Origin of the sequence: Synechocystis sp. CACIAM 05, from assembly GCF_010222815.1 — a bacterium.
In the GTDB taxonomy this organism is placed as follows: domain Bacteria; phylum Cyanobacteriota; class Cyanobacteriia; order Cyanobacteriales; family Microcystaceae; genus Synechocystis.
This window is the reverse complement of the sequence record NZ_CP019225.1, coordinates 2,728,746-2,746,815: the sequence shown is the minus strand read 5'-3', so window position 1 is coordinate 2,746,815 and position 18,070 is coordinate 2,728,746. Positions and strand designations below refer to the sequence as shown.

The 18,070-nt window shown below is 47.0% G+C and carries 16 protein-coding genes and 1 pseudogene; 4 read left to right on the top strand and 13 right to left on the bottom strand.

Annotated elements, in window-relative coordinates; genetic code table 11:
* Positions 1-29: 29 nt before the first annotated feature.
* The 12 genes from BWK47_RS13000 to BWK47_RS12945 all read right to left on the bottom strand — a co-directional run bounded on the left by BWK47_RS13000 (position 30) and on the right by BWK47_RS12945 (position 14,201).
* Positions 30-1,559 carry a YifB family Mg chelatase-like AAA ATPase gene (locus BWK47_RS13000; protein WP_162328964.1) on the bottom strand — a complete coding sequence of 510 codons (1,530 nt, stop codon included), beginning with the start codon at positions 1,557-1,559 and terminating at the stop codon, positions 30-32.
* Positions 1,560-1,717: 158 nt separating this feature from the next.
* Positions 1,718-2,002, bottom strand: coding sequence for a small RNA NsiR4-regulated ssr1528 family protein (locus BWK47_RS12995; protein ID WP_162328963.1), 285 nt, complete (start codon positions 2,000-2,002; stop codon positions 1,718-1,720).
* A gap of 159 nt (positions 2,003-2,161) precedes the next feature.
* On the bottom strand, positions 2,162-2,599 hold the full coding sequence (locus tag BWK47_RS12990) for a molybdenum cofactor biosynthesis protein MoaE (RefSeq protein ID WP_162328962.1): 438 nt from the start codon (positions 2,597-2,599) through the stop codon (positions 2,162-2,164).
* A gap of 5 nt (positions 2,600-2,604) precedes the next feature.
* The gene (gene moaD, locus BWK47_RS12985; protein WP_162328961.1) at positions 2,605-2,850 is read right to left on the bottom strand and encodes a molybdopterin converting factor subunit 1; all 246 of its coding nucleotides are present in this window, start codon (positions 2,848-2,850) and stop codon (positions 2,605-2,607) included.
* Positions 2,834-3,877, bottom strand: a complete 1,044-nt coding sequence (gene moaC / locus BWK47_RS12980; protein WP_162328960.1) for a cyclic pyranopterin monophosphate synthase MoaC — start codon at positions 3,875-3,877, stop codon at positions 2,834-2,836. The genes moaD and moaC overlap by 17 nt, the downstream gene beginning before the upstream one ends.
* Positions 3,878-4,861, bottom strand: coding sequence for a GTP 3',8-cyclase MoaA (gene moaA, locus BWK47_RS12975; protein WP_162328959.1), 984 nt, complete (start codon positions 4,859-4,861; stop codon positions 3,878-3,880).
* Positions 4,837-6,009 carry a molybdopterin molybdotransferase MoeA gene (locus BWK47_RS12970; RefSeq protein ID WP_162328958.1) on the bottom strand — a complete coding sequence of 391 codons (1,173 nt, stop codon included), beginning with the start codon at positions 6,007-6,009 and terminating at the stop codon, positions 4,837-4,839. The genes moaA and BWK47_RS12970 overlap by 25 nt, the downstream gene beginning before the upstream one ends.
* Positions 6,010-6,024: 15 nt before the next feature.
* The gene (gene cynS, locus BWK47_RS12965; RefSeq protein ID WP_162328957.1) at positions 6,025-6,474 is read right to left on the bottom strand and encodes a cyanase; all 450 of its coding nucleotides are present in this window, start codon (positions 6,472-6,474) and stop codon (positions 6,025-6,027) included.
* Between the two features lie 224 nt (positions 6,475-6,698).
* Positions 6,699-8,207 carry a ferredoxin--nitrite reductase gene (locus BWK47_RS12960; RefSeq protein WP_162328956.1) on the bottom strand — a complete coding sequence of 503 codons (1,509 nt, stop codon included), beginning with the start codon at positions 8,205-8,207 and terminating at the stop codon, positions 6,699-6,701.
* 358 nt (positions 8,208-8,565) lie between these two features.
* On the bottom strand, positions 8,566-11,817 hold the full coding sequence (locus BWK47_RS12955) for a glycoside hydrolase family 9 protein (RefSeq protein WP_162328955.1): 3,252 nt from the start codon (positions 11,815-11,817) through the stop codon (positions 8,566-8,568).
* Positions 11,818-12,118: 301 nt separating this feature from the next.
* Positions 12,119-13,504 carry an MATE family efflux transporter gene (locus BWK47_RS12950; RefSeq protein ID WP_162328954.1) on the bottom strand — a complete coding sequence of 462 codons (1,386 nt, stop codon included), beginning with the start codon at positions 13,502-13,504 and terminating at the stop codon, positions 12,119-12,121.
* A 133-nt stretch (positions 13,505-13,637) separates the two neighbouring features.
* A complete protein-coding gene (locus tag BWK47_RS12945) occupies positions 13,638-14,201 on the bottom strand; it encodes a TetR/AcrR family transcriptional regulator (protein WP_162328953.1) in 564 nt (187 codons plus the stop codon).
* A 218-nt stretch (positions 14,202-14,419) separates the two neighbouring features.
* On the opposite strand from BWK47_RS12945, the gene BWK47_RS12940 reads away from it, so the two are divergent.
* Both BWK47_RS12940 and BWK47_RS12935 read left to right on the top strand, forming a co-directional pair.
* Entirely contained in the window at positions 14,420-15,259 is an 840-nt protein-coding gene (locus BWK47_RS12940) for a tetratricopeptide repeat protein (protein ID WP_162328952.1), read from the top strand.
* Between the two features lie 84 nt (positions 15,260-15,343).
* A complete protein-coding gene (locus tag BWK47_RS12935) occupies positions 15,344-16,684 on the top strand; it encodes a TldD/PmbA family protein (protein WP_162328951.1) in 1,341 nt (446 codons plus the stop codon).
* A gap of 65 nt (positions 16,685-16,749) precedes the next feature.
* Here the strand turns inward: BWK47_RS12935 and BWK47_RS17275 are convergent.
* Positions 16,750-16,934 (bottom strand): annotated as a pseudogene (locus BWK47_RS17275) (hypothetical protein); the annotation flags it as partial.
* Between the two features lie 57 nt (positions 16,935-16,991).
* On the opposite strand from BWK47_RS17275, the gene BWK47_RS12925 reads away from it, so the two are divergent.
* A complete protein-coding gene (locus BWK47_RS12925) occupies positions 16,992-17,564 on the top strand; it encodes a Uma2 family endonuclease (RefSeq protein ID WP_162328950.1) in 573 nt (190 codons plus the stop codon).
* Positions 17,565-17,646: 82 nt separating this feature from the next.
* Positions 17,647-17,889, top strand: coding sequence for a hypothetical protein (locus BWK47_RS12920; RefSeq protein ID WP_162329699.1), 243 nt, complete (start codon positions 17,647-17,649; stop codon positions 17,887-17,889).
* Positions 17,890-18,070: the final 181 nt, after the last annotated feature.

Sequence of the window (18,070 nt, the reverse complement as noted above, 5' to 3'; positions counted from 1 at the left end):
ATATACGCAAAAAAAGCTAGCTTTATTGTTTAAGTGAACCTATCTAGGGTGCGGTATTGAATAGCTTCCGCCAGATGAGATGCTTGGATATGCTCCGATCGCCCTAGGTCAGCGATGGTGCGGGATACTTTCAAAATGCGGTCCATCGCCCGGGCGGAGAGCCCCAGTTTTTTGATCGCTCCTTCCAGCAGTTGACGGCAGTTTTCATCCAACTGGCAAAATTGACGCAATTGCCCCGCCTGCATTTCGGCATTACAACTAATTTTTGCATCTTTACTAAATCTGGCGATCGCCATTGCCCTGGCCTTGGCTACTCTTTGTCGCACTGGTTCTGAACTTTCTCCCTGGCCTTGGCTAGTCATTTCCTCTGGCTTAAGACGGTTAACTGCCACCTGTAGATCAATGCGGTCCATCAAAGGGCCAGAAAGCTTAGACCAATACATTTCTCTCTGGCGAGGAGAACAGGAACAGGCTTGAATGGGATCGCCAAAATAACCACAGGGACAGGGATTGGTGCTGGCAATCAGGGTAAATTGGGCTGGGAACATGATGGTTTGCTTGGTGCGGGAAATGGTAACGTGCCCGTCCTCCAAGGGTTGACGCAAAAATTCCAACACATTGCGTTTAAATTCTGTCAGTTCATCTAAAAATAAAACCCCCCGATGGGCCAAGGAAATTTCCCCCGGCCGAGGAAAACTCCCCCCTCCCACTAAGGAAGGACCAGAGGCGGAATGGTGGGGACTGCGAAAAGGACGCTGACGGATTAATTGTCCCCGTTCTTTCAGTAACCCTGCCACAGAATGGACTTGGGACACTTCCAACGCTTCTTCAAATTGGAGCGGCGGCAAGATACCAGGCAAACGACGAGCCAACATGGTTTTCCCACTGCCTGGTGGGCCGACAAAAATCAAGTTATGGCCTCCGGCGGCGGCAATTTCTAAGGCTCTGCGGCCATGGGATTGCCCTTTCACATCTTTCAAATCCAAACAAGGCAGGGAGGTGTTCCACTGTTGCTTGGCATCCTGGGCATTAACTGGGGTAAATTTTTCTGGTGCTCCGAGAAAGTCCACCACTTCTTTAATGTGGTCGAAGCCATAGACTTTTAAGCCCTGCACCACGGAGGCTTCCAAGGCGTTGCCCGACGGTACCACTATGCCTGCTAAGCCCATTTTTTGCGCTGTGGCCGCAATGGGAAGAACACCGGCGATCGCCCGTAAACTACCGTCCAGGGACATTTCCCCTAAAAACAAATAATCTCCCAATAGTTGGGCGTCCACCTGTTCCGATGCCGCCAGGATGCCAATGCCAATGGGTAAGTCAAAGCTGGGGCCTTCTTTACGTAAATCGGCTGGGGTGAGATTAATGACAATGCGCCGCACGGGGAAAGCAAAGCCCGCATTCTTTAACGCCGCCTTGACCCGTTCCCTGGATTCCTGCACGGCCGTATCTGGTAGCCCCACCACGGCGATCGCCGGAAGCCCAGCGGAAACGTCTACTTCTACCCCGACCTTAATGGCATCAATGCCCAACAGGGAAGCACTCCAAACCCTTGCTAACATAGTCGACCCACAAACTCAGTTCACCTAGCCTGATTTTACCTATCAAGATAACATGAGAAAATTTTCACTAAAGGTCCCAAACTCTGCAGGGTGACAATGGACTGTGGGCTTAGTTAGCCAAGAGTCAAGATAGCTACTCTGCTCAGGCGCAAAGTAGCCTACTTAGCGCCATAGAAAAAAGCAATTTCTTTATCCTTGAGGGGTGCAAAGCCAGCGTCAATTAGTTTTTGGTCTAGTTCTGCCTGGGCAATATGTTTGGCTCCAATGCGGACAATGCGGGAGCGCATGGTATTACTGACCCCACTGCGTTGCCGACCTGCTTCCAAGCCCATCACCTGATGATAGAGTTCCAGCTTGGCTTCGGGAATGGCACTGCCATCAAAATCAATGCCAGCGGCGATCGCCTGGTCAATGGCATCGGCTCCCTTAGTTGTATTAGCCATGATCAATATTACCCTTGAGTTATTTTACTTTAATTATCCTAGCGAAAAAGGGTCACTAAAATTACCAATTCCCACCGGATAATTATCGTTATTAAACCAAATCAGTACCATTAATTAGTGCTATGAATCTCCGTCTAACCAGATGTTTAGGTTAGTAATCTAATTGCCATGGTGATGGCAACAATAAACCCATGTGGCCGGATAATCGAGGTAATGTTCCTTTTTCCAAATGGGTAATCTCAGTTTAATTTGGTCAATAACATACTGAGTACCTTGAAAAGCAGCTTGGCGATGGCTAGCCACAGTCCCCACCCATACTGCGGTTTCACCAATTTTTAAATGGCCACTACGATGGACGGCGATCGCCTGGTGGAGATCATATTTTTCTTTAGCTTCAGCAATAATTTTAAAACCCTCGCTGATGGCTAACTCCCGATAAACTTGGTATTCCAAAGAGTTGACTTGTTTACCGTCATTGTGGTTTCTGACCCAACCAGCAAAAGTTACCAGGGCTCCAGCTTGGCCACACTGTAAAGCTGAAATTAAAGGTTGGGTATTGATTGGTTGATCGCTAATGTCAAATAAAGCTAAAGCCATGGAAATTAACCCCCAGCAACGGGGGGGATAAACACAACAGTAGACTGGTCTAAAATTGTATTTTCCATGGTGGTAAATTCGTCGTTAACCGCCACTTTAACTTGGGATGAGGATAAATTAAAACCATGACGTTCAGCCAAGGAATCATAAAGTTCTTGGTAGGTATTTAGCTTTGTTACTAAACTTTCTTCTGCAACCTTAGCCTGTTCTTGGAGAGAAGCAAAATATCTGAGTTTAATTGATTTGGCCATAATCTTCAGGACTATTAATATTAGCGATATCAAATAAATTATCCGGTTTAATCAGCTGACAATCTGCCATTTGTAAAATTTTAACTGGACAATGTAAACCAATATTTTGGGCTTTAGTAAATAACTGTAGAGCAAGGGGAGTATAAAAACCACAGAGAGCTTCGGGAAAACCTTGATCCGCATTTTCGTAGCAAGTTGCCACCAAATCTTGGCGAGCCTGGGCAATTAGTTTTTCCACTATCGTACTATTGATATAGGCTAAATCACAGGCAATAATGAGCCAATTAACCCCAGGATAGCTCTGCAAAGCCGTTAAAATTCCCGACATCGGCCCCACACTTTCTCCCCTATCTACTAGGGTAGGTAAATTTTCTAACGGTGTTCCTTGCCACTGACCAGGACGGGCAGACAAGAAAACTTGCTCGCAATATTTTGCCAACAAATCATAAATATATTGCCCATGGGGTTGCCCTTGATAATTAATTAAAGCTTTGTCTTTCCCCATGCGTCTACTTTTTCCCCCGGTCAACACTAAACCGTAAAGGGGCGTTTGGGTAACATCAGCTTTACCACCAGTTTTTTCGATTAATTTAGTATTTTTGATGATAATTTCTGAACTGATGGATTTGCACATATCGTAAATGGTTAATGCTGCCACTGAAACCCCACAAAGGGCTTCCATTTCCACGCCAGTTTTATAATTAGTTTTAACGGCACATTGTAAAATTATTTCTAAACAATCTTGCTTTTGATCAACAATACTAATATCAAATTTACAGCCATGGATTGGTAAAGTGTGGCAAAAGGGAATCAGATCCGCTGTTTTTTTCACTGCCATAGTGCCGGCAATTATTGCTGTCTGAATAACTGGTCCTTTCTTAAGAAAAATTTCCTGTCCTGTTAAGTAATCTTTGATGGCCTTGGGCAACTGCACTATGCACTGGGCCACCGCCCGGCGATCGCCAGCTACTTTTTGACTAATGTCCACCATACGGGGCTGTTGATTTTCGTCAAGATGGGTAAACATTTATCCTCCAATTTGATGCATAGCGTGGCTAACTTCAGGGGGACGCAAATAGGGCTTCATCCCCAATAATTGCTGATAAACATGTTGGCGTTCCAAGGATGAAAAGTTACGAATATTGATCCCTTCATTTTTAAGTAAACAAGCCCTTAGAGTGCCATCTACCGATAACCGCCAACGGGAACAATGACCGCAAAATGGCTGGGATTCGGAGGCAATAAAACCGATTATGCCTCCACAACTAGTGCTGTAACGAAATGCCGTAGCATCTAAGGCCGATTGGATCGGTTTTAGGCTATATTTTTGCTGGATTTTTGCCAGTAACTCTTGGGCAGAAATAAACGTTTTTTCTTGGTGTCGACAGGCATATCCAATACGCATAATTTCCAAAAATCTAATTTCCATTTCCCATCGCTTAGCATATTCAATAAGATCAAAAATTTCACGGTCATTAATTCCCCTCATTACTACAGTGTTAAGTTTGATTTTAAATCCCTGACGAGAAGCTAATTCAAGATTACGAAGAATTGTATTAAGGCAATTGCGGTGGGTGATTTCTGAAAAAGTTTTGGCGTTTAAACTATCGAGACTAACGTTTAAATCCAGAACATTATTCCCCCCCAGGGTATCTAAATGTCGATCTAGAACAATACCATTAGTCGTTAAACCAATCTTTTTAAGTTTTAATTGACCAATAGATCGGACAATTTCAGTAAAATTACTTCTTAATAAAGGTTCTCCCCCCGTTAAACGGACTTCTTCCAAGCCCAACGCAATTAACTCTCCAATAATTTCCGCATATTCCTGATAAGATAAATAGCTTGATTGGTCAAGAAATGTTGCATCTACTGGCATACAATAATGGCACCGCAAATTACACTGATCCGTGAGGGAAACCCTCAATTTACGAATGCGACGGCCGTAATTATCAACTAAAGTCTGGGACATGGGCAAGGCTAATTCTACCAGGCATAAAAAGGAAAACATTCTCCAGCCTGAAAAGATGCTTGATGTTGGGGTAATTCCAAAAAGCCATCACTGTCAGCTAGGGCAATAAATTCTCCAGAGTTTTTGACTGGCAGTGGCTCAGCTTTAATCACTGCTTGGGGAGTGTAACTCAGCTTAACAGGTAAAAAATAGGTTAAATCTTTTTTAAAAGTAAAATCCCTAGTTAGCTGGGCGTAGATTGGAGCACTATCCAAAAAATATCGATGTAGACAAACAAGGCTAGAAATTGGATTTCCTGGCAGACCAATAATAACAGTTTTACTCCGATGATCAATACCAAAATACATTGGTTTACCAGGCTTTTGGGCCACACCATGGATATATTTAGTTACCCCCAATTGGGACCAGACTTCTGGTAAATAATCAAATTTTCCTTTAGAAATACCACCGGAATAAATCAAAACTCCATATTCCAGCTTAGCCTTTTGATAATGGCGAATAATTACTTCTTTATCATCAGCTAAGTGGGTCAAATTTACGTTTTGAAACCCTCGGCTTTGCAAAGATACTTGGAGCCCATAAATGTTAGAGCGACGTAATTGATGAATTTTTGGCTTTTGAGTAATTTCTACCAATTCATCCCCGGTAGAAATAATTTGGATGCGGGGCTTTTGTTTAACTTTAACTTTAGTTTTTCCAAAGGAAGTAATAATATTCCAGGTGGGGCCATTTAACTTAGAGTAAGTCTCTAAAATAACTTTTCCTGATTGACAATCACTAGCCTTGGGGTGAACAAATTCCCCTGGTTCTCTCTGCCGAGGATTAATAATTTTTACCTGATTATCGGCGATCGCCACCTCTTCGTAGGGAATAACCAAATCACAATTTTGGGGCAACAACGCCCCGGTCATCACCTCTAAGCAACCGCCATGGTCTGGCAAACTAGATTGCGGAGTCCCGGCGGCCGCCGTTCCCAAAAGCTTAAACTGACGACGGCCCTGGTGGTATTCCGACCAAGCTAAGGCAACTCCGTCCATCATCACCCGATCGCCGGGGGGATAATCTCGGTCAGCTTCAATAGATTCCGCCAAAATTGCCCCATAGCTACCATCAATATCAATGGCAGTATCACCAAAATCTGGCCAATGGGCTTGGATAATTTCAACGGCGGCGGCAACGGAAATCATTGCGATGGTCTCCCATTACCATTTTTTGTAGGGTAAAAACTTACCATTCATCGTTACTTTAACCCGATCGCCTTTGGGGTCCACTTCTCTCTCAACATCGAGGGTAAAATCGATTGCACTCATGATACCATCCCCAAATTTTTCATGGATTACTTCCTTCATGGGCATGCCATAGACCTGCATAATCTCATAAAAGCGATAAATGAGGGGATCTGTGGGCACAACCGGCCCCAAACCCTTAATCGAAGGAGCAGTCAGTTCGGGCACAAGATCATCGCTCAAACCCAGGCAGTGAAGAAGTTTCTCCGCCTCATCAACGGAGGCACTGGCCTGTCGATAAATCACAGCAGCAATCCAGACTTCATCCCGTCCGAGCAATTGTTCTAAATCAGCAAACGTGATTCCCTTTGCTTTTTTTGCTTCCAGCAGTTTTGTGGTGATAGCGGAAATTTCAGTGCCAGCCATGGGTTTTTCCTTGTAATTAGTTGTAATTAAATGTGATCCAATAATTTCAGTTCAATGGAATTATTTTTTCGGTGAGTAAGTTACCTACCTATCCACGAACCATTGCTAGCCCAGCAGAGTTCAACGCCATGGGATTCCCAGCGGAAAACTCCCACAGGGTATTACGGTTGATAAATCTGGGGACGTTAACGATGGGGGAACTAACTAGGACTAGAATCCTAAAATCAACGCCGCACCGCGCCAAATTGTTCAATCAAAATCTGAGCTAACAAAGGCTGAAGTTCATCACAGGGAATACTCTTATGGACACAGGTACCCAAATGGGCATCCTTACCCACTTTTCCCCCCAGATAAACGTCTGCTCCGTCCACCGTTTTGCCATCTTTCCGCACCTTGGTGCCCATTAGGCCAATGTCCGCCACCTGGGGTTGGCCACAGGAATTGGGACATCCAGTCCAGTGGATCCGCACCGGTTGGGGCACCGTCAACTCTTTTTCCAAAGCCGCCACCATGGCCAAAGCTCGATTTTTTGTTTCAATCAAGGCAAACTTGCAAAACTGCGCCCCCGTACAGGACACCACTGACCGTTGCAGATTGTGGGGGTCAACTCGAAACTTAGTTAATAACGGTTCCGCCAACAAGGCCTCTAGTTTTTCGTCGGGGACATTGACCAAAATTAAATTCTGTTCCACTGTCAGCCGCACCTCCCCACTTCCATAGGTATCTGCTAAACGGGAGAGTTCAAAAAAGTCATTGGCATAGAGACGGCCCACCGGCACATGGAGACCCACGTAATTTAACCCGGCTTGTTTCTGGGGATGAACCCCTAAATGATCCCGCTTATCCCAATCTAATTCGTCCTTAGGAGCCGCTGTTAACAGAGGGAAAGGCAACTTAGCGGCCACTTCTTCCCGGAATTTAGCCACCCCCCACTCATCAATTAGCCACATTAGGCGGGACTTTTGACGGTTAGCTCGCAGACCATGGTCTCGATAGACTTCCAAAATAGCTCGGCACAGATCCACCACCTGCTGATCCGGTTGCACCCAAGCATCCAGGGGAATAGCGGCTTCACAACGACGGGAAGAGAAAAAGCCCCCCACCACCACGTTAAAACCGAGAATTCCCTCCCGATAGGCTGGGACAAACGCTACGTCGTTGATTTCTGCGTGGACAGAATTATCCCGGCTTCCTTCGATGGCAATGTTAAACTTCCTGGGCAAGTTGGTGAATTCCGGATTGCCCCGACCACCATTGGTGATCATGTCCTGTACCTGTTGCACCAGATCTCTGGTATCAATCAATTCATCTTTTTCCAACCCTGCCACCGGAGAGCCTGTGATGTTACGGACATTATCCATGCCGGACTGGACCGAGGTTAGACCACAGCTTTCCAGCTTGCTAAAAATATCGGGAATATCTTCAATTTTGATGCCCCGGATCTGCAAATTTTGCCTGGTGGTGATGTCTCCATTGCCCCGATCGCCGTAGCGGTTAATAATGTCGCCAATGACCTGTAATTGCTGACTGGTGAGCAAGCCGTGGGGAATACGAAAACGGAGCATAAACTCGCCGGGGGTGACAGGGCGGAAAAAAATGCCTAACCACTTCAAGCGCAGATCCCGGTCCTCTTCGGGGATATTTTCCCAACCAATCTGGGCAAAATGCTCCAACTCAGCCCGGACAGCCAAACCATCTTTGGTTGCCTTAACGGTCTCAAATTTATTAGCCACAACGCTTCAAGCCAGATAACAGTAGAGATCAATATAGGGTTCCCGTTTCGTTAAAATTTGTAACGTAAATTACACTCAGCCAAGGCATATGCAGTTTACGCATTTAGCATATGCGTTAAATTTTGTTAAACATGTTTTAGTCAATCATTATCATTATTGACCAATGATATTGATGGCATAGGCAAGGATCAATGAAGTCTTGCAGGGGGGCAGAAAAGCATTACCAGCCAATAAATTTCTACAAACTCAAATTCAAAAAGCTTTGTGAACAATTAAACCGAAAAATATTTATCGCCAGCAAAAATTTGGGGATGGTGGGGAGTTGCCCTTCTCCCCGCAGCATTCTGAGCTTGTTTTCCTACATCCCTTGGGGCACTGAAATACCAGGTAAAGCATTCAACTGGGCCGCCGTGAGGGGATTACCCCCAAACTGTTCCACCGACCAAGCCAATGCTCCCGTTAAGCCTGCATTGTAATCAATGGCCACTTCGTTGCTGATGTAGTCATCTCGGGAATCGTTATAACTAAAGTCATTGGCCGCAGTGGGACCGCCCACCAAAGCACCGAACAAAATATGCTCATTGGGCAAGCCGTTGCGGAAACCGTCCCAGCCCACTCCCGAAGCTGCCCGATGGTGGGGCTGTTGGGGAAAATCATTGCCGTAACCCACCATATAGCTAGCATTGCGGGGATTACTGCCTAAAATATAGTCCACTGTGTCCTGGGCTAACTGGGCATACTTACCAGTGGGATCGGTTAAGCCGTCGGAATAGACCGCTGCCAGCATTGCCGTATTGGCCGCGTAGCGTAGGGAACCCCATTGGCTAATAAACCGCAAACCGCCGTCAGTGATTTGCACCCCATCGGTGCCATTGACCCAAGCATCTAGCCAGCGGGTCACATCTTGTTTAATCGCTTGATTACCGGTGTCTTGGGCTAATATTACCGCCACACCATAGGAGGCATCGTCCCAATTGTGGGTCCACCCTCGACTCAGCCCACCAATATCAGTGTTGTAAATGTTTAACGCCTTTTGCAGATAGGCAGAACCATCGCCCCCTGCACTATTAACCGCCCGGGACAACCACGCCGCCCCATAGGCCAACTCATCTTCATAGCCACTCCAGGAATTGTAATAGTTCCGCACTTCGGGGATGGAGTCGGAATATTTACCCCGGTAGGTGTCCGCAAATCGGTATAAAGATTGGGCATTGACTAATAATTCATCCGCATAGGCAAAATCTCCCGCTTCTCGGAAAAGAATGGAAGCAGACGCCAGGGCCGCTGCTGACCCCGCCGCCACATCGGAACCGGGTTTATTGGGGGTAACTGCCATGGCTGGCCGGGCAATGGTTTGGCTTTCCGGAGCACTCCAGAGGGAATGATCTGCTGAAGCGTTACCCACCTGGGCGACAAAAAACACTGTCTCTCCATTGGCGTTGGTAATGTGGGCTTTGAGCAAATAATCCGTCCCCCACCGTATGGTTGCAAGGAGATCGTCCATTTGGTCACTGGTTTGGTAACCGTCGGTAAATTCCACACCGCCCCAGGCCAGGGTGGTTAATGTTGAAGCTAGGGGTAGACCAAATTTGCCGTGGTCCCCCGCATCATGATAACCACCGGTTAAATCCAGGCTTAAACCTGCTTGTAAATTACCGCTACTTTGTCCACCAAAATAAATGCCATCCCGACCATCCCTTAAACCAGAATCTCCCCGCCAATCTATGCGTTTAGTGGCTTCGTCTAAGTCTCCAGAACGGTTGGCTTCGTAAAACAGGAAAGATTTTTGCAACGCTTCGCCGTAATTATGGTCCCCATTGGCGATCGCCGGGGGATCGACGGGATCAACAGGATTGGGGTTAGGATTAATGGGGTCAGTGGGGGAATTGGGATTAGTGGGAGTTCCTCCAGTATTACCACCAGAGCCAGTGCTGGGTTGACCAACTATACCGCCACCGAGAAAGAGTAAATCTGCGGTTAAGGCCCCGTCGTTGGCGATCGCCGTTCCTTGGGTGCCGTTAAAGCCAACTTTGACAGAACTGCCAGGGGCGATAGAAGTGGCCCATTCACTGCCGGTAACCACATAACGGGTAATGCCTCCCCCTAAATCCGTGCCTTGGACAGTGGCTCCCCAGGGACTACCGGAAATTTTATGTACCGTGTCAAAGGTAAAGCTCCAATTATTTAACCGACTTCCCGAAACATTAGTTACAGTCAACTCCGCCGTAAAACCATTCCACCAACGATTACCTCCCACCGTGACAGTGAAAGGACTAGTGGGAGAAACAGGATTGGGGGGTGGGGGCGTAACCGGATCGGTGACCGGAGGATTGGTAGTGCCTCCCCCCATGCCATCACTGGGGTCAGAACCATGGTCCATATCCCCGCCGTGGTCATGATCATGGTGATTGTGGTCATCACCACTGCCATGGCCCCCAGCACCGCCGCTAAATTCCCCACCACCAATGGGAGTTAAACCATTACCGGGCCTACTCTGATGACCATCGGTAATTTGTCCCGCTGGCCCCTGGGGAGTGGCCAAACCAGTGCGACTAACAACGGTAACTTGCTCGACAGTGACCCCAAAGGCATCCTCTAGGCGGTCTTCCACCACCTGGTCATGGTGAAATTCCAAGTTAGCCGGGATTAATTGACTGCGGGTCACCCCCACCAACAACAAAGTTTGCCCCGTGGGTTGGGTGGCAATTAATAAACCCTCCGCCGTATCGCTAACGGTTAATCTTTCCCTAGTGCCGTAGTAGAGAAAGCTTAACTTCATGGTGGCAGGGTTAAAATTTTCAATCCGTTCCTGCACTCCATACTCATGGGAACGGACATAAACCGTATTACTATTCCTTGCCCCTAAACCTAATTCCCAACTGAGGACACCGCCAATGTCCTGGCGTAAATGCTCATTCTGCACAATGCCAAAATTTGCCGCCGTCAAATCATCAAAGCTAACTCCCCGGATAATTTGAAACTCAGGAGTCCAAGCCCAAGGATTAATGATGGCCACTTCCCCGGTGCTGGTTTTACCAACGATGAGATTATGCACCGACACATCGCCAAAATCCAACCTATCCACAGCGGGATTGAAACCGACAATATCGGCGGCCGCAGGATTGACAGCAAATACTCTACCAGTGCCGGGGTTAGGAGTGGGATCTACGACCGGATCCGTGGGAGGAATAGGATCTGGATCTACAACAGGATCCGGCTCAGGATGCTGATGTCCTCCCCCAGTCCCCCCAGTCCCCCCAGTATTGGCATTAACGTCGGTGAATAATAAAGCAGAAGTCAAAGAGCCGCTATTACCGATCGCCGTTCCTTGGGAGCCATTAAAACCAATGGTGACGGAACCACCGGGGGGAATACTCGATGCCCAACCGGCCCCGGTCAAAGTGTAGCGGGTGATGCCATTGCCCAAATCCACGCTGATAAAAGTTGCGCCCCAGGGATTACCGGAAATTTTATGGACAGTGTCGAAGGTGTAAGTCCAATTACTGAGGCTAGTGGTGGAAGTATTGGTGATGGTGAAATCGGCGGTGAAGCCATTCCACCAAAGGGAGCCAGCCACCGCAACATTAATGGGGGAAAGAGTACTATTCATCGGGAGGAGGGTTGAAGGGAACTTTTATAACTTAAGCAACAATTTCTGGAAAGCTAAACCCTTCAAGTGGAGGGTTTTTTACTGGTTATTTTCATCCTCCCCTCCCACCGGCGATCGCCTATAAGTAAATACGCTTAAGTTGTTCCCTGTTAGAAGACAGTAATGGGAATATTTCCACAGAGAAAATTTACAATTAGTTACATTAAATATTCCTAATTGTCAGTTTAAACAAGTTGAATATTTGGCTGAACAAGTATCAAATAGTTTTAACTTAGCAACAAAATTACCTGACAATTATGGATTAAGAGCTAGCAAAGGGGAAGGATTTTTCCTTGACCATAACTTTTTGGAATCGCCACAAATAGGCAATGGAGGCCGCCGCCAGGCCGATGTATGTTCCAATCCAAACCCCCGCCCCCGATAAAGGGGTATAAAATCCCAACAGATAGCTTGCCGTTAAACCAATGCCCCAATAGGCGATCGTGCCCAGCACCATGGGAATGCGGGTATCTTGCAGTCCTTGTAAAACACCATTGGCTGTTCTTTGTAACCCATCCAAGACCAGTCCAAAAGCGGCAATCTTCATAATTGAAATACCGATGTCCAAAGCCTCCCCATTGGCAGGGTCATTGAGATCGAGATACAGTCCGATAATTTGCTGGGGATAGACAAATAGGGCGATGCCAGCGGTCAGCATAAATAATACTGCCAAGCCAATGCTCACCAGGGCCGCCTGTCGAATTTGTCGCCAATGCTGTTGACCAAACCATTGCCCAACTCGCACAGTGGCCGCATAGGACATGGCCAAAGGAACCATAAAAAGAACCAGCACAGTTTGGGATACCACCTGATGGGCGGCTAAAATCGGTGTTCCCAATGCACCCATAAAAAAGCTAGCGGTCAAGTATAATCCGTACTCCAAAATTGCCGCAATACCAATGGGGCCTCCGACCCAAAGTAGCTGTCGTAGAATGCTTGGCTTCAAGTGGTGAAGAGAATGGAACAAAGAATATTGATGGAGGGGTTTGTGCCAAAGCATATAGACCAGCAAGGACAGAAACATAATCCAATGGGCACTGATACTAGCAATGGCTAAGCCGGTAATTCCTAGGGCAGGAAACCCCCATTTGCCAAATCCCAACCCATAGTTGCCAAGAATATTAAACAAAGTTGCTGCGATCACAATCAGCATTATCGGCCGCGCTTGGGAAAGGGCAATAATACAGCCCCGGAGCGTAGCAAAGGCGATCGCCGGAAATAAACCCCAGGCCATCACATTCAAATAGGAATCTGAAAGAATGATGGTTGTGTCAGCCTGGCCAGACCAGTGCATCAGTCCGTTGAGGTGGGTTATGAACAACATTCCCGGAATTGATAGCAGTAGAACAATCCATAAACCCTGGCGAGTTAATTGCCCAATGCGCCGGGTTTGGCCAGCGCCATAGGCCTCTGCCACTAGGGGGCTGACCCCGGAGATTAATCCCACCCCAGTCATCATAAATGCCATAAAGATCATGGTGGCTAATCCCCCCGCCGCCAGCACATCCTGCCCCAGCCAACCCATCATGACCGTATCGACAAATCCCGTTGCCGCTTGAGCCATTTGAGCACCGGCCAGGGGCACTGCTAATTTAAGAAATTCACGGGCCTCTGCTTGCATGCCAAATCGCATTGAAATATCTGTCATAGCATTGACCCAAAGAACTAAAATAGTTATTAAATATGAAAAAACAAATTTTCTCTAAAGATATTCCCTAGAGCCACCAACCGGCGCTGGAAACCATTTGGCAAACGTCGGCAAAAGATAAAAAATTAGGAAACTATGGCTGGGCCAGTTTTAGGGCAGTGGCAATAACCTGGGAGCGGAGAGGTTCTTCCAGGGGGGCAAAACCGTGTAAGTGAGTTAACCAAAGACCGTCCATAGCTAATTGAATCACCGTTGCTACGGCCGGATCGAGCCCGCTAGCCATAATCTGCCCATGGCACTCTTGCCAAAAATGTCGCATGGGAGCCAACAATTCAGGATTAGTAAAATTTGCGGCTAGCAAATTGAAATGGAGTTCATAATTTTCCTGGTCGTCTAGCGCTGAGGCTCGAATATAGGCCCTAACCCAATGCCCTGGGGTGTCGGGGGCTGGATCATTGGCAAGTTCCTGATGCAATGTTTCCACAAACCTGTCTAGGGCCTGCTGAACCATGCCCGCAATTAAAGCCTCCTTGGTGGGAAAGTAGTGTAACAATCCGCCTTTGCTCACCCCTGCTTCACTAGCCACCGCATCCAAGGTGAGGGCGTCCACCCCTTGACTAACAATGACTTTATTCGCCGCAGTTAGTAGTTGGCTAGGTTGGATGGACTTGGAACGAAGCCTTTTTCCAGAAACCATATAATTTCGCCTCCGCAGATAATGCAAATATTCTTTTTTTTAAATTGACAGAACACCTGGAAATAATTAAACCGTCCAGTTGGTTGGACACTTTTAAAATACCGTCCGGTCGGTCGGAAGTCAAGTTCACCGGGGCGCAATAATTTGAAGATTACCGCGGAGAAAATTTACAATGGGTTGCATCCAGTTGATCCCATTCCCAACTCCAGATTTTTTTAATGCTTTCCCTTCTACGAAAATATTTTGCTTTGCTTATGCCCTCCCTCTGGGGCATTGTGTTGGTAGGTTTGTTGCTGTTTTTTCCTTCCCCAGTCTGGGCAACGGAAAGCCCCATTCCCCTTACCGATGAACAGTTAGAAGTGGGAGATAGCCTGACGGATAAAGCCTTTGCTGCCACTGAAGCAGGGGATTTTGTCACCGCCGAGAAATATTGGACGGAATTGATCGAAAAGTTTCCCCAGAATCCGGCTGTGTGGAGCAATCGGGGTAATTCCCGGGTTAGCCAAAACAAATTGGACGAGGCGATCGCCGATTTTAACCAGGCCATTAAGTTGGCACCGGAACAAGCGGATCCTTACCTCAACCGGGGCACGGCCTTGGAAGCTAAAGGGGAATTTAAGGCAGCCATCGCTGACTATAATCGGGTTTTAGCCGTTAACCCGGAAGATGCCTTTGCCTACAATAATCGGGGTAATGCGGAAGGGGGTCTAGGGAATTGGACCAGTGCCCTGGAAGATTTCCAGCAAGCCACGGCGATCGCCCCTAATTTTGCCTTTGCCCAGGCCAACACTGCCCTAGCGTTGTACGAATTGGGACAAAAAACCGAAGCCATTCAAACCATGCGTCGTCTGGTGAAAAAATATCCCATGTTTGCGGATATGCGGGCCGCCCTCACCGCTGTGCTCTGGGTAGATGGCCAACAGGGGGAAGCGGAAAGTAATTGGGTGGCCGCTGTGGGGGTAGATAGCCGTTACCAAGATCTAGACTGGGTGAAACAGATCCGCCGTTGGCCCCCCAGTGTGATCAGTGCCCTAGATAAATTTTTGAGCCTGAGCTAAAAACCCTTTCTCACCAAGGTTGAATAGCTTTCGACCCCGTCCATTCGCTAAATTGGAATTATTCAGTCCACCATTGACAAGACTATGCTCGATATTCAGGCGATCGCCGACCATGCCTACCAGGGAGCCGCTGCACTGGGAATTAAACAATATGACATCTATGGATCCTCCGTGGATGATGCCGGAGTGGAGGTGGATTCTGGGGAACCAAAGCAGGTGGAAGCGTCAAACCGGGCCAGTGTGATTGTACGAGTCTGGAACGAAAAAGGTCTGGTGGGGGTAACCAGCACCACAGATTTGGACCAAGCCGGCATTAGTTTAGCCCTGGAAACCGCCGCCGAAGCTAGTGCTTTTGGCGTTACAGATAATATTCCCGACTTCAGCCCCGAAGCCCAAGTGCCCATTGGTGGCGCGGAAAATGACGTGGCAGAACCGGCCCCCATGGGGGATTTAATTGCCACTCTAATTAAAGCTGAGCAGGACTTGTTGGCCAGCCATCCTGCCATCACCGGGGTCCCCTACAACGGTTTATCGGAACAGACCACGGAGCGTTTTTATCTCAATAGTGCTGGGGCCAAACGCTATGAATGTCGTTCCTACGCTTCCATTTATCTTTACAGTCGGGCAGAACAGGAAGGTAAAAAGCCCCGCAGTGCCGGAGAAATGAAAATTAGTCGGGATTTGGCTAGCCTCGACATTGATGGTTGCTTACAAACAGTTAAAGAGAAAACCCTCAGCCATCTGGATTATCGCCCCATCCCTACTGGCAAATACACCGTCGTCTTTTCCCCCCGGGCTTTTTTAAGTTTGCTCGGTGCTTTTTCTAATCTCTATAACGCCCAAAGCATCCTCGATAAGCAATCCCTAGCCACCAAGGAAACCCTAGGCACGGCGATCGCCAGTGAACTGCTCTGTGTCAGCGATGATGCTCTGCACCCAGGGAATATCTCAGCGGAACGGTTTGACGGCGAAGGAACCCCCACCCGGAGAGTGGACATTATTAAAAATGGGGTTTTAACTGGTTTATTACACAGCGCTGGCACTGCTAAGCGGTTTGATACTCAACCCACTGGCCACGCCAACATCGGTGCAAAAATCACCGTTGGGGCCCACTTTTACCATGTGTATAGCGAGAAAACTGCTGAAAAAAGCTACAGCCTTGATCAAGCAGAAAACGTAGTTTATATAGACAAGCTCCAAGCCCTCCACGCTGGGGTCAACTCCCTCCAAGGTTCCTTTTCCTTACCTTTTGACGGTTGGTTAGTCAATCAAGGGGAAAAGCAGAGTATTGATGCGGCTACCGTGGCAGGGGATTTTTTAGAAGTTCTAAAGGCTATTGTTTACCTTGAACCGGAAGCGGAAGTCACCCCAGGGGGAGTGTGTCCCCGAGTTTGGGTGGAAGGATTGGCCATTACTGGGGAGTAGTTTAAGTACTAAAGTCCTTGGCAGTGGGATGATAGGCCATGATCGCCCTGGTCGGACTATTTTGGGTAGAGACAATCGGTGTAATTATCGCCAGCAAATAGTTCTCTCGCATATTCCGCTGCTATTTCCCCACTGTCACAGCTTGCAAAGGAAAAACATCAGTAATCCTCGATTCCTTATAGGCAAAGAAGTCTGTAATACAAAGCTGTCGCCCTGACTTTTGCAGGGGAAATTCAAATTTGGCGATCGCCATAAAATTACTAAATCGTTAGAATAAAAGCCTAATTATCTCTGAAAACGGTAGCCTATGTTAGCGCTCCAACCCCGCTTTAAAAGCTTTGCAGAGTATCTTGCGTACGAAGACGATACTGATCAACTCTATGAATTATTCAATGGGGAATTAATTGCTGTGCCGACAGAGTCAGGATTAAATTTTCAAATTGCCACATTTTTATTGCTCAAATTTGCCGAAATTGTCGGTTATCGACGAGTAAGAGGACACGGTTTAGAACTAGAAGTTCACGGTGAACCTAAAAACCGTTTTCCTGATTTGACGATTATTCGAGAAGAGCACATTGCCCAATTAGCTAAACGCAATACGATTCGGTTATCGATGTTACCGCCCTTGCTAGTGGTGGAAGTTGTCAGTCCGGGGGAATTACAACGGGAGCGGGACTACATTGCGAAGCGTCAACAATATCAAGCCTGTGGCATTCCTGAATATTGGATTGTTGATCCCCAAACCCGAACGGTCTTAGTTTTAGAATTATCAGCCGGCTGTTATCAGGAAGTCGGTAATTTTAAAGAGGTAATGGCAATTCAGTCCCCTACGTTTCCCCAGTTATCGTTAACTGTTAATGAAATTTTTAAGGATCTTTGATTAACGGCGATCGCCTGATAATCTGCTATGCGTTATCTTGGTTGATCATGTTGCAAAAGACTATAGTGGGAAAGTGAATTTTATGCAAATTAAGATCAATCTACCGCCAGATCTTGAACAAGATTTACTTCAGCAAGCAAAAACAGCGAATGTTCTTTTACAAACTCTCATTTTGCAAGCCTTACGCCAAATGATTGAAATTCCCAGCGTTTCCGCCTCCCAATGGCCAGAAGCGATTTTATCCTACGAAAGTTTTCCCGATTTCGCTTCATTCGAGTCGTATCGAGATGAGCTTCTCTCTCCCTGTGAACCAGAGTTATTCTAATGCGTTACCTGCTTGATACCTATGTGATTAGTGACTTTATCAAGGGAGAGTCAGGAACAACAAAAAACTAAAACAAACCCTGCCAATTGAGATTACCGTTTCAACAATTACACTAATAGAATTGCGTTATTTTTTAGATTTTTTCAGACTATCACAATTGTTTAAATTCTTTCAAAGACAG